Origin of the sequence: Paenibacillus sp. FSL W8-0426, assembly GCF_037969725.1 — a bacterium.
Classification (GTDB): domain Bacteria; phylum Bacillota; class Bacilli; order Paenibacillales; family Paenibacillaceae; genus Paenibacillus; species Paenibacillus hubeiensis.
Genome location: NZ_CP150203.1, coordinates 1965675 through 1977048, shown reverse-complemented (window position 1 = coordinate 1977048; position 11374 = coordinate 1965675). Strand labels below are relative to the sequence as shown.

Annotated in this window: 13 protein-coding genes; 8 read left to right on the top strand and 5 right to left on the bottom strand. The window is 53.0% G+C overall.

Features of this window, described 5'->3' with window-relative positions:
- Positions 1-134: 134 nt before the first annotated feature.
- The 3 genes from MKY59_RS09085 (at position 135) to MKY59_RS09075 (ending at position 1406) form a co-directional block, all read left to right on the top strand.
- A complete protein-coding gene (locus MKY59_RS09085; RefSeq protein ID WP_236421187.1) occupies positions 135-461 on the top strand; it encodes a YtrH family sporulation protein in 327 nt (108 codons plus the stop codon).
- Between the two features lie 27 nt (positions 462-488).
- Entirely contained in the window at positions 489-977 is a 489-nt protein-coding gene (locus MKY59_RS09080; protein WP_236421186.1) for a cytochrome b-c1 complex subunit 9, read from the top strand.
- Positions 978-1076: 99 nt separating this feature from the next.
- The gene (locus MKY59_RS09075) at positions 1077-1406 is read left to right on the top strand and encodes a YtpI family protein (protein WP_236421185.1); all 330 of its coding nucleotides are present in this window, start codon (positions 1077-1079) and stop codon (positions 1404-1406) included.
- Between the two features lie 124 nt (positions 1407-1530).
- Here MKY59_RS09075 and MKY59_RS09070 read toward each other — a convergent pair whose 3' ends face one another.
- The 4 genes from MKY59_RS09070 to MKY59_RS09055 form a co-directional block, all read right to left on the bottom strand.
- Positions 1531-2865, bottom strand: coding sequence for a DRTGG domain-containing protein (locus tag MKY59_RS09070; RefSeq protein WP_236421184.1), 1335 nt, complete (start codon positions 2863-2865; stop codon positions 1531-1533).
- A 191-nt stretch (positions 2866-3056) separates the two neighbouring features.
- The gene (locus MKY59_RS09065; RefSeq protein ID WP_236421183.1) at positions 3057-3341 is read right to left on the bottom strand and encodes a hypothetical protein; all 285 of its coding nucleotides are present in this window, start codon (positions 3339-3341) and stop codon (positions 3057-3059) included.
- Between the two features lie 98 nt (positions 3342-3439).
- Positions 3440-3787 carry a YlbF family regulator gene (locus tag MKY59_RS09060; protein ID WP_236421182.1) on the bottom strand — a complete coding sequence of 116 codons (348 nt, stop codon included), beginning with the start codon at positions 3785-3787 and terminating at the stop codon, positions 3440-3442.
- Between the two features lie 46 nt (positions 3788-3833).
- Positions 3834-4031 (bottom strand): hypothetical protein, encoded by a 198-nt coding sequence (locus MKY59_RS09055; RefSeq protein ID WP_339277174.1) that lies wholly within the window; start codon positions 4029-4031, stop codon positions 3834-3836.
- Between the two features lie 28 nt (positions 4032-4059).
- Between MKY59_RS09055 and MKY59_RS09050 the strand changes: the two genes are divergently transcribed.
- The 5 genes from MKY59_RS09050 to MKY59_RS09030 are packed head-to-tail and all read left to right on the top strand — an operon-like array spanning position 4060 to position 10444.
- The gene (locus MKY59_RS09050) at positions 4060-5427 is read left to right on the top strand and encodes a YheC/YheD family protein (RefSeq protein ID WP_236421181.1); all 1368 of its coding nucleotides are present in this window, start codon (positions 4060-4062) and stop codon (positions 5425-5427) included.
- A 29-nt stretch (positions 5428-5456) separates the two neighbouring features.
- Complete coding sequence (locus MKY59_RS09045) at positions 5457-6641, top strand: YheC/YheD family protein (protein WP_339277173.1); 1185 nt, start codon at positions 5457-5459, stop codon at positions 6639-6641.
- 52 nt (positions 6642-6693) lie between these two features.
- Positions 6694-8067 carry a YheC/YheD family protein gene (locus MKY59_RS09040; RefSeq protein WP_236421179.1) on the top strand — a complete coding sequence of 458 codons (1374 nt, stop codon included), beginning with the start codon at positions 6694-6696 and terminating at the stop codon, positions 8065-8067.
- The gene (locus MKY59_RS09035) at positions 8067-9170 is read left to right on the top strand and encodes a YheC/YheD family protein (protein WP_236421178.1); all 1104 of its coding nucleotides are present in this window, start codon (positions 8067-8069) and stop codon (positions 9168-9170) included. The genes MKY59_RS09040 and MKY59_RS09035 overlap by 1 nt, the downstream gene beginning before the upstream one ends.
- A 38-nt stretch (positions 9171-9208) precedes the next feature.
- On the top strand, positions 9209-10444 hold the full coding sequence (locus tag MKY59_RS09030) for a YheC/YheD family protein (RefSeq protein ID WP_339277170.1): 1236 nt from the start codon (positions 9209-9211) through the stop codon (positions 10442-10444).
- A 177-nt stretch (positions 10445-10621) separates the two neighbouring features.
- Here MKY59_RS09030 and MKY59_RS09025 read toward each other — a convergent pair whose 3' ends face one another.
- Positions 10622-11311 (bottom strand): HAD hydrolase-like protein, encoded by a 690-nt coding sequence (locus MKY59_RS09025; RefSeq protein ID WP_236421176.1) that lies wholly within the window; start codon positions 11309-11311, stop codon positions 10622-10624.
- Positions 11312-11374: the final 63 nt, after the last annotated feature.

Here is an 11374-nt window from a genome sequence, read left to right as displayed (position 1 = left end):
AATCCCGAACGAATCTTTAAAGTTTATCATAACGTTCGGGGGCATGCCCATACATATAGAAGTACAAGCTGCTCCCCCTGCCTCTGACCGAAGACAGGAGGTGCGCCGCTGGGTCTGAAAGGGGTGTTTTACAAGTGAGCACATTTTTGTCCAAAGCCATTCTCGATTTTTTCATCGCGTTCGGCATCGTGCTGGGTGGAGCTATGTTGGGAGGCATCGGAGCCGTTCTGTCCATGCAGCCTCCGACGCAGACGATGCTTGACATTTCCAGCAAAATCAAAATATGGGCGCTGGCGGCTGCCGTGGGAGGTACCATTGATCCCATGCGGGTGATCGAGAGCAATTTCCTCGATGGCAACATGTCTCCGGCGGTCAAACAGATTTTGTATCTGATCTCGGCATTCATGGGCGCTCATATGGGAACGGAATTGGTCAAGTGGATCTGCGGGGGGCGGAGTTGACATGAGGATGAGGAAGGGGCGACGTGTATGAGAATCCCTCCCTTTTCCCGCTATCGGCCGCTGATGCGCATGACCGCTGTTTTTGTACTCGGAGCGATCGCCGGCAGCATCGTATATAACGGGATTTTCCATCTAAGCTACAACAAGCTCTGGCTTACGAATCAGGAATTGCAGCTTCGACTGCATCAAAACGAGAAGGATATCATCACGCTGAAAAAATACAGCAAACGGCAAACCGTGATTAAAGAGATCAAAGTGCTGTCGGAGGAATCCGATAACGGGCCGGATCAGGCAGCGCTCAAAATCATGCTGCAAAAGCTGGGCGACGAACTTGAAGTGCTGCGCGGGCGGGACGTCTTTAACATTGACGAGTACAGCAAAATGACCCGAATCATGCTGAATCAAAAAACGTACACCGTTCGCGAAAAGCAGTACAGCGTGCAGGTCAAAACGATGCTGGTCATGGAAGGCGTGCTGCATGTATGGGTGCAGATTCGGCTGCATGTTCCTACCTAGCCAGTTGGCCGATCGGATGGAAACAAAAAGATATCCTTGTCCAAAAGGGCATGGTACACTGAGAGCAGTGAATGTTTTCCAGAAAAGGAGATGCACTGCATGCTGATTGAAGTTTTAAAGATGGTCCTCATTGCAGCATTTGCCCTTGCCATGATCTGTTCCGCCCTGAACAGCATTCGTTCACATCGTTCTTCCGGCGCCGCCCAAACGGGATTGTACCGTTCGTGGACCAACATTTGGATGGGCATTATGTTAATTCTGCTCGCCCTTATTCTGATGTTTGTGTTTACGGGCTCCACCCTGTCCGTTATTGTGGAAGCGCTATTTCTGGTTATCGGTGCTTTCAATCTGTTCGCTGGCCTCCGCAACCGAAGCCATTATGCGAGACGAATAGACCAAGCGCAAGGCGCCGGCACCGGACCCCGGTGAAAAAGGACTGGCGCGTTAGAGGATGCAGGTTGCGTTCCAATGCGGGTAAGGAGATCAGGCGAAACAAATGCATTCAGCGTTTTATACGCATTCGCCAGTGATCTCCCCTTATTCTCGCAATAACTTACGCATGATCGATCGAATGCAGCGTCATGACCGCCTTGCACACCGTGTTGCCCTCGCTGGAAATGACGATATCCATTTTACAGGTTCGCCGGCTCGTTTCCAGGATGACCGGGCGGACGATGATCTGGTCTTCAATCTGCACGGGCCTTACAAAGTAGGTCGTGATATTGTCGACGACATGGTCATTGCCCGTCACGTCCCAGGCAGCACGTCTTCCGGCTTGGGTCATGATGTTAAGCAGTACGCCTTCCGAGATGGTACCCAGATCCGTCGCCATTTGCGGAATGATGAATCCATGGAAGATCAGTTCGTTCTGTTCCCCGCGCTCTTCGGCGAAGCCATTCCAGATCAAATGGTCAAACGTCTCTCCAAGCTGCGGCTGCTTCTGGGCATCCCGCATCGCCTGCAGCACTTCTTTGCGCGTCACGGACGCAATCAGCTTGCGATTCCGATCGACGATCGGCAAAAAGTCGATGCCTTCCCACGTCATGATCTGGGCGGCGGAAGCGAGAGATGTCTGCAGCGAGGCGGTAACCGGGCGGCGGACGACGCACTTTTCGATGCTTTGACCGGCCTGAAGCTCGCTGACATCCTTGAGGCTGACGATGCCGATTACCCGGTTCCACTCATCCACGACAGGGAAGCGATGTTCTCCCGTCTCTGCCACAAGCGCATGGAAATCCGCAGCCAGGCTGCTCACTTTAAGGACTTGAAGCCTTGGCTTCTGTCCGATAATATCTTCAACCAGCATGATTTTTTTCTTGATAAGCCTGTCAAAAATCGCCCGGTTGATCATCGAAGCCACGGTAAACGTATCATGTCGCGACGAAATGATCGGCAACCCCAGTTCATCCGCCAGCAGCCTGACCTCACGGCTCGTCCCGAATCCTCCCGTAATGAGCACCCCTGCCCCCTGCTCCAACGCCAGGGAATGGGCATTGTCCCGGTTGCCGACAATCAGCAGGCTTCCTGCATCGATGTATCGGGCCATGGCCTGTTCCTTCATTGCCCCAATGACATACTTGTGAAGCGGTTTGGCCAGCCCGTCGCTCCCGCCGAGAACGTGGCCTTCCACGATGGTGACGACGTCGGCAAAGGTTAGCTGCTCCGACATGCCGCGCGGTCTTTTTTCGATCCGTACCGTCCCGATCCGTTCTTTGGTGACCACCAGCCCGAAATTTTCCGCTTCCTTCACGGCCCGATAGGCCGTTCCCTCGCTGACGCCAAGATCGCGCGCAAGGCCGCGAACCGATATTTTGCTGCCTACCTTGAGTTGTTCGATGTGCTGCAATAACTGCTCGTGCTTCGTTATGTTTTCTTCCTGGCCGTCCATCTGTACCACCCCCGAAGATGAATCTGTATTATTCTGTATCTATTATAACACGGCTTTAGGAAAATAACCCCATGTCCGACATGTTGTCCCTAAGCATCGTGCCCGGATTATCTTTGGCAATATGGAAAAAGGCCGGGCTCCCTACCACACGGAATGGGAGCCCGGCCTTTTTCAGGCAAGCAATACGCAGATTATACCGATTTTCCCTGCTCCTGCTTGTCCAGCAGTTTAATTTCCCACTGACGCATTTTGGCGCGCCGTACGGCTTCCAGCGCCCGCTTCTTCTCCTCATCCACACCAAGGATGAAATGAAGATGCGCGGCGATGACGAGCAGGGAGAACAGCACCCAAACGATGCCGAAAACGTTCACCCAGTCCATTCCGCCTGCAAAGGAAATTCGCGGCAGTGCAATGACAAGCATAGACAAGGCAATCAGCAGGTAGACAACATGTTTTACTTTTTTAAACCTTTTCACGGTTACACAGCTCCTTCGCGTCCTTGGTAGACTCTATATCTCTAGTCTATGAACGCAGGCCATGCATTATGAAAGGTTTGTACACGAAACGTCCCCGATTACGCTTGCGGGCCTCCGTACAGATGGCTCAGGCTGTCAGAAATAATTTTGTTAACATCCTCGATGATTACGCTCAGACGGCGCTCTGCATCGAACAAGCGGCGAATGTTCAAGTTGAGGCTGAGTACCTCGAACAATTTCTCCATTTTCTCCATTTCTTCGGGAGCAGGCATGTCACCGCTCATCATGCGCTGCTGCAGCTCCATCTGCTGCGTACGGAAATTGTCCAGCATGCTTTTGGCTTCCGGATCCGCTTCGATCAGCTTCATCGCCGAAGTGATCTCCGTCACTTCGCTGCTTTCTTTCAATGCTTTTGCCAACTCGTTGGCCTTGTCGTAAATGTTCATGTTCATTTCCTCCTTGATTCGCCGTTACGGCCTACTTCGTTCATTTTCATTTCCATCGAAACGTCCATTCACCTGCAACACGCGGATACACATCCATCAGCTGCGCCTGTCCATGCCTAACCGCCGCGTCGCTCGATACATAGATTGCATTTAATCCAAATGGGTCAATCACCAAGGGATTTATGTCCTCATATGATGAAGCACATCCATGTTCAGATGCCGCTTCAACTTTAACATCAGACATCAAGTTGCCGCCCGGAAGGAGATCCGAGATGTCCACTAAAAAAGTAACGATACAGGTCATCGGCTCGGGCATCCTGCAGGACGACGTCATCATGCTGGGCGAAGGGGTGCTCAAGACACTTAAAATCCCTTCTGGTCGACCGCTAAAGCTGCAATTCGGTTCTTTCCGCAGTGAAGTCACCGTAATTCCCGTGCCAAAGTATGACGGCCTGCGGATCAATCAAACTGTAGCCAGCAGAACCGGCCTGATTCACGGTTCAGTCTTGAAAATGTCCTATCGTCCAGGCAGCCGCACGCTTCGCCTCGGTCCATTCATCTGTGTATTGGTAAGCCGGGATTACCCCGATCAGCCCGATCGGCCTTTCGGCTCCATCACCATGTTTTGCCGGGAATTGGTGAATGCATGCCGCAAGAAAGGCGCCTATGTATCCTTCTTCACCACAGAGGATATCGGAGATATTCAAGGCCGCATGCAGGGCTGGGTATACGATGACGGCTGGAAAAAAAAGGAGCTGCCCATTGCAGATGTCGTCAACAACCGTCTCACGTCCCGGAAACTCGAGAACAAACCTAGCGTACAGCATTTCATCAAAGAAGTAAAATCACTCTACGGCACCCAAACCTTCAACGAAAAGTTTCTGGACAAAAACGAAGTGTTCGATGCCTTGAAGTCCGTTTCATCGCTCAAACGCGTCCTTCCCGAGTCGCATTTGCTCAAAAGCGCGGCCACGCTGAAAACCATGTGCGGCCGATACCCGGTCGTGTTCCTGAAGCCTGTACGCGGGTCGCTGGGCAAAGGCATCATTCGGGTCACCCGGCAAAATGATGGAAGCTTCCTGACCCTTACGACCGGCGTTGGCGGTACACGGAAGCAAACGTACTCGTCGCTGGATAAATTGTATGCCAGCGTATCCGGCAAAAACAAATCCACGCGATATCAAATCCAACAAGGCCTGAATCTGATCGACAATAACGGCAGACCCGTCGATTTTCGTGCACTTGTTCAGAAAAACCGTACCGGCAAATGGAATGTAACGTCCATCGTGGCACGGATTGCGGGTGGCAGCCATTATGTTTCCAATCTCGCCAGGGGCGGGTCGCTGAGCACGGTCAAAGAAGCCGTGTCCCGGACCTCATTGTCTTCTTCCGTCAAATCCTCAGCTTACGCCAACCTGAAACAAGCGGCATTGGATATCGCCAAAGGCATCGAAAGCTCCATTCCCGCCCATTTCGGAGAGCTCGGCGTCGATCTGGCCTTCGATACGAACGGACGCGTCTGGCTGCTGGAAGTCAACTCCAAGCCGTCCAAAAATGATAATACTCCGTTGAAAGATAGCAAGATCCGGCCTTCCGTGAAGGCGATGCTTGAATATTCGACGTATCTCGCCGGTTTCTAGAGGCGAATTCCGCTGGAGGTGTTGAACCGTTGCCAAACCGAACTTTCCCGCCCGACATCCTGACGATTCTGGTCCGTGAAGCAGCTGGCTCACCTTCCTTTTCGGATGAACCCTTCTGCCGCCGGCTTAGTCTGGAGAGCGGGCCTTACGGAATTCGCATCGTTGTGCTTCCGTTGCCTGATGACAACCAAGCAGCATTGCCGAAGCAAGGATTCGTTTACGTTGATGATCAGTGGAGAGCCGTGCCTCTGCCTGCAACCAAGCTGGTGATGGATCGCAGTCTGCAGCCATTGCCCCAGACGTGGAGACAGCAGCTGAGCGCTCCTGGCCCTGGAGCAAGAACGACGTACTGGTCCGCTTCACTGCCCGGCAAATGGAAGGTGCATCAGATTCTAAGCCGTGATTCGGAAACGAAAGAGCTTCTTCCCCAGACGGCGCTGTTTCAACCGCACGTTCGGTGGGAGACTTGGCTGGAACGATGGCCGCAGGGCCTGTTCTTCAAGCCCGTGTCCGGAACACACGGGAAAAACACCTTTCGCCTGGCTCGCGGCACCGAGCCGTCCACTTGGGTCATCGACGGCCGCAACCATTCCAACGAGCCGTTTCATTGGCTATTTCAAACGCCCGAACGCGTATCCTCCCGGCTTCATGCCTGCAGCTCCCGACGCAGGCTTCTGATACAGCCTTACCTTGACCTTAGCCATCATGGACGTCCGTTCGATATTCGGGCGCTGATGCAGAAAGACGGCCGCGGACGCTGGTTGCTCACGGGATGTATGGTACGGGAGGGCCCGGAGAAAACACTGACGTCCAACCTTCATGGCGGCGGGAAGGCCTACCCTGCGCTTCCTTATCTCCAAGACCGGTTCGGAGCTTCCGAAGCAAATGCATTGCTTGAACAAATAAAGCAGGCCGCGGGCCGGATCCCCCCGCTGTTGGAAAGGCACTTCGGCAGACTCGCCGAGTTGGGCCTCGATTTCGGAGCGGACTCCGATGGGCGCCTGTGGCTGCTTGAAGCCAACTCCAAACCGGGCCGCTCCTCGTTTGCAAAAGCAGATGACCCGCAGTTATTTCGAAGGGTCCATACCCGGCCGCTTGCCTATGCCCGTTATCTGCTGCAGCAACATGTTCTCGCTGACGTTTACCGTCCAACGAAAATGCCGAATACATCCAGCATAGCTGGCCTGAAACCCATCCGGAATCACGGCAGCTAAGGCGTGTCGCCGGCTTGCCTTGAAGGATATTTTCAGGATAGGAGGATAAATCATGAGTTTGACCACTTGCAACCTGCATTTCACGCAGCAACCGGATAAAGTGATTTATGTATCCAGTTCGTTAATGAAAAGCCTGAATCTGTCCGGCAAAAAAAAGATTCATCTGCGATTTGGGAGGGACCGGGTGCCGGCAACCATCAAGCCAATCCGAAAAGCAGGCAAACATCTATATCTTGCCTCAGGCATTCGCAACCTGATGAACGTTCCGAAGAGGAGCAGCGTCTACCTCCGCAATTTGCAAAATGACGAAGTTCAACTTGGTCCGCTGATCGGGATCCTTACCGACGGTATGGCCAGCAGTTCCAATCCGTTCGGTTCACGTACCGCATTCATCAAGCAACTGCTCCGCGAAGGGAGCCGGAAATCCTATATTTTCGCCTTTACGCCCCGGGACATCAACTGGCAAAACGAAACAGTGAACGGTTTCTTTCTGAGCAGCAGCGGCGGATTCACCCGCAAAACCGTGCCTTTGCCGGACGTGGTGTATAACCGTCTGCCCAGCCGCCGTTCGGACTTTTCCCCTGCAATCAACCAGCTGCGGGAACGATTCATCCGGCGCAAAATCCCGTTCTTTAACTGGAGCTTCTTCAATAAATCGGATATCTACAAATTGCTCGAAAACGAACCGGCCGCTAGCCTTCATATCCCGGAATCCATCACGAATCCGACGGTGGAACAGATGAAAGACATGCTGGAACGCCATCAATTCGTATATTACAAACCTACGGCAGGCAGCCTCGGCAACGGGATCTATCGCCTGACCTATTCGCCCAAACGCGGCTATTTTGCACGTTACCGTACAAAAAAGGGAAATGTCCTGATGCGCTTCGGTTCCTTCAACGGCCTCATGCGCATGCTTCAGGGGAAACATGGCAGACACTTGCGCGGTTATGTCGTTCAGCAAGGCATCCGGCTGATCGAGATTGACCATTGCCCGATCGATTTTCGCTTTCATATGCACAAGAACGGGAACAACCAATGGGTCGTTGTGGGGATCGGTGCCAAAAAGGCTGGCCGCGGCAGCGTCACCACACATATCAAGAACGGCGGTTCCCTGATGACCCCAGAAAAGGCGCTCAGCCAGAATTTCGGCGACCGCGCAAGCGAGGTTCTTCAGCAAGCCAAATCCGTCGCCATCACATTGGCCCAGGCGATCGAAAATCAACACCAGCATCTCATTGGTGAACTTGGCTTTGATCTGGGCATTGATCAGGAGGAGCACGTATGGATGTTCGAAGCGAACGCCAAACCCGGACGCTCCATATTCCGACACCCTTCCCTCCGAATGGAGGGCAAATCGTCGGTGGAGCACATTTTGGAACACTGCCTGTATTTAAGCAAGTTCCGGAAGAGGGACGACATTTGATGAGCCTGCACGATGATTTCAAACCTGTCATTGCCATACTGACCATGCATGATCCTCAGCGAATGTTCAGGGGAAACCATCAAAATTTCGAGGATATCATAAACACCGGTGAAAATATGGGTTGTTTGGCATACGTCGTGACCGTCCGCGACTTGGATATGAGCGGTCCCACCGTCAAAGGCTACACGCTTGGCAAAGGAAGCAAACGATGGATTTCACAGCTCTTTCCTTTGCCTCATGTGTTGTATAATCGCATCCCGAGCCGCGAGGATGAAAGCAAGCCGTTTGTCCAGCGCAAAATCGCAGAATGCCTTCAATCCGGCGTCAGCCTGTATAACCCGTTTTACTTCAATAAATGGAATCTCTTCGAATGGCTGAAAAAATCGAAGACGACCCGACAGCTCGTTCCATACACCCGCCGGATGCGCAGCGCATCCGGTCTGGGCAAAGTGCTGCAGCAGTACCCTTACCTTTATTTGAAGCCGGAAAGCGGGAAAGCGGGCAAAGGGATCATGATGCTCAAGTTTCAGGAGAAGGATCAATTTCCCTACAAACTCAAAATCCAAAGCAAAAGACGAAGCACCACGTATAAGGCCATCACGCTCCAAAAACTGTGGGCACGCGTGCGCCAGGAGTCCGGCCGAACGCCCTATATCCTGCAGCAAGGCATTGAATTGGCTTCCTCCGGCAAACGTCCTTTCGACTTGCGCGTGCTCGTGCAAAAAAACGGGAAAGGCCACTGGAGCGTAACCGGAATCGGTGCCAGGCTGGCGGGTTCCCGCAGCATTACGACCCATGTTCCCCGCGGAGGCAGCGTGGAGGATCCGGAAAAGCTGCTGGCCGATCTCTTTGGAGAAGAAATGACTGCAACACTGATGAAACGAGTCAAATCCACGTCGATCATGATCGCCAAGCAGATCGAGCGTGGATCGGGAAGCACGCTGGGCGAAATGTCGATGGATCTCGGCATAGACGTTATTGGCGAGCTTTGGTTTTTCGAGGCAAACGCCAAGCCGATGAAATTCGATGAGCCCCAGATTCGCCGCCGATCGCTGGAACGCATATTTCAATACAGCACTTACCTGGCCCGCCAACCCAAATGAACTTGGAAAGGAATAACCGCTAAAGAAGGTGATTGTTTGTGTCCTCACCTGTTCTCGGCATCATGACGCTATATTTGAACGATCATCGCGGCTTGGAGGAGCGAGGCATTTACCGCAAGATGATACTGGAAGGTCGAAAGCGGGGACTGGATGTGTACGTATTCACGCCGGCAGACGTTCATTCCGGCGGCAAGCATATCAATGCGATGGTTTATAATCCGGGAAAAGGCTGGTCCAGGGAATGGCGTTCATTCCCGGACCTGATCTTTGACCGCTGCCGGATCCAGAGAAACCACCGGTTTGTACAATTGCAGGATTTCCGCAAAAAATACGGACATCTTTTGTATTTGAACCGCCCCTTGCGCAACAAATGGACCATTCACCAGCTCCTTGCAACCAAAGCCGCTTTTCGGGAACACCTTCCCGATACCTGCCTGTTTCAGGATATGTCGGACGTGAACCGAATGTTGAAAACCTACCCGCTAATCTATCTCAAACCGATCAACGGCACGGGCGGTCGCGGCATTCTGCGCATCGAACACAGCAACAAGGAGCCCAACACGGTTCTGGTACGCGGACGGAACCAGAAACGACAAATCATCACGCCGCGCAATGTGCATATGTCTCGCCTCGGAGCCCTTTTGCAGCACTGGGACATGAAGGACAAATATCTCGTGCAGCAAGGGATCCAGCTTCAGCTCCCCAACCAGCGCGTGCACGACTATCGCATGCTTGTTCAGAAAAACGGCGAGGGGGAATGGGAATTCACCGGTTGTGCCGGAAGGATCGGGGCGGAAAAGAGCGTCACCTCCAATCTTCACGGCGGCGGCCAAGCCATTGAAATGAAGCGGCTCATGAAACAATGGATTCCGGAAGAGGAGAAGCAGGCCGAAATTGCGAGCACCGCCGAAAAATTCGGCATTGCTATCGCTTCCTTTCTCGAGGAAACCTATGGCGCCCTCTGCGAATTGGCGCTCGATCTGGCCATAGACAAAAGCGGGCAAATCTACTTGCTCGAGGTCAACCCGAAGCCGGCACGCGAAGTTTTTTCCAGAATCGGGGAAAGCGAAATATATGAAAAAGCCATCACCCAGCCGTTGGAATATGCCTTGTGGCTTTACCGGCATCGTCCCGTTTCTTCGACCTCATCGCGCCCAAAAACAGCCGCACCGACCAAACCAGTCACACCAGTCAAACCAGTCACACCAGTCAAACCAGCCACACCGGCCATACGCAGAGGCACCCCGTCTAGAAAGAAGAGAAGAACGAGATAACCCCGTCACCGAAAAAGGATCGGGAACTCTGGCATTCCAGAGTTCCCGATCCTTTTTGGAGTAAAGCAGCCTCAACGATCCATAAGCGCGTCTGCCGTCCAATGAAGCGAATCGCAATACAGCGATGATCGCGATTCAATGGTCAAGCTGAACATACAGCAATCGTGCATGACGTAGTTATTCTGCAGCATTCCGATACAAGCCCAGCAATTCCGTAAAGTCGGAGATCAACACATCCGATCCGGCCAACTCCTCATCGCGGCCGAACCCGGCATAGGCGCAGCCGATGACGGTCTGTCCGTTCATCTTGCCCGCCTCGACGTCCGAGGAACGGTCTCCGACCATCCAGGCATCCTGAATGTGGTGCTTCTTGAGCAAGATCTGCACAAGATCGACCTTGGATGGCGTCTTGTATTGGCCTGCGCTATACACACCTTCAAACAGCGGCATGATTTCGTGGGCAAAAGCTACGCCTTTCACGTAATCCTCCAGCCCGTTGCTCGCCACGAACAGGCGCACGCCCTGTTCCTTCAGCGCTTCCAGCGTCTCTTTGACCTGCGGATATAGTCGAGAATCGCCCCCATCGAGCCCTTCAATCTCCAACTGAAGCAGCAGTTCGTCCGCGCGGCGATGGGCTGCCTCGGAAGCGTCCGGCATGACGACCTTCCAGATATCCTCCAGCAGCATGCCTAGACTGCCGAGCATTCGCTCCTCCGGCGGCGTTTCTCCTTCAAAATGTCCTTCGGCTCTAAGCGTATCGAACAGACGGTGATACGCGGGCATCAACAATGTTTCCGTCTGAAACAGCGTTCCATCCATGTCAAAAATCATCGCTTCCGGTTTGCGCAATGTCGTTTCTTTCGTCATATCAGAATTCCTTTCGGCTTGAAATGTTGATCGGATTTTTCCGTTTTTCCCCATGATATACTT

Bases quoted from the DNA above. Each gene is read 5' to 3' on its own strand.
- MKY59_RS09040 (WP_236421179.1), top strand. From the start codon at position 6,694: ATGAGTTTGACCACTTGCAACCTGCATTTCACGCAGCAACCGGATAAA.
- MKY59_RS09060 (WP_236421182.1), bottom strand. From the start codon at position 3,787: ATGAACATTTACGACAAGGCCAACGAGTTGGCAAAAGCATTGAAAGAA.
- MKY59_RS09075 (WP_236421185.1), top strand. From the start codon at position 1,077: ATGCTGATTGAAGTTTTAAAGATGGTCCTCATTGCAGCATTTGCCCTT.
- MKY59_RS09035 (WP_236421178.1), top strand. From the start codon at position 8,067: ATGAGCCTGCACGATGATTTCAAACCTGTCATTGCCATACTGACCATG.
- MKY59_RS09055 (WP_339277174.1), bottom strand. From the start codon at position 4,031: ATGTCTGATGTTAAAGTTGAAGCGGCATCTGAACATGGATGTGCTTCA.
- MKY59_RS09070 (WP_236421184.1), bottom strand. From the start codon at position 2,865: ATGGACGGCCAGGAAGAAAACATAACGAAGCACGAGCAGTTATTGCAG.
- MKY59_RS09050 (WP_236421181.1), top strand. From the start codon at position 4,060: ATGTCCACTAAAAAAGTAACGATACAGGTCATCGGCTCGGGCATCCTG.
- MKY59_RS09025 (WP_236421176.1), bottom strand. From the start codon at position 11,311: ATGACGAAAGAAACGACATTGCGCAAACCGGAAGCGATGATTTTTGAC.
- MKY59_RS09080 (WP_236421186.1), top strand. From the start codon at position 489: ATGAGAATCCCTCCCTTTTCCCGCTATCGGCCGCTGATGCGCATGACC.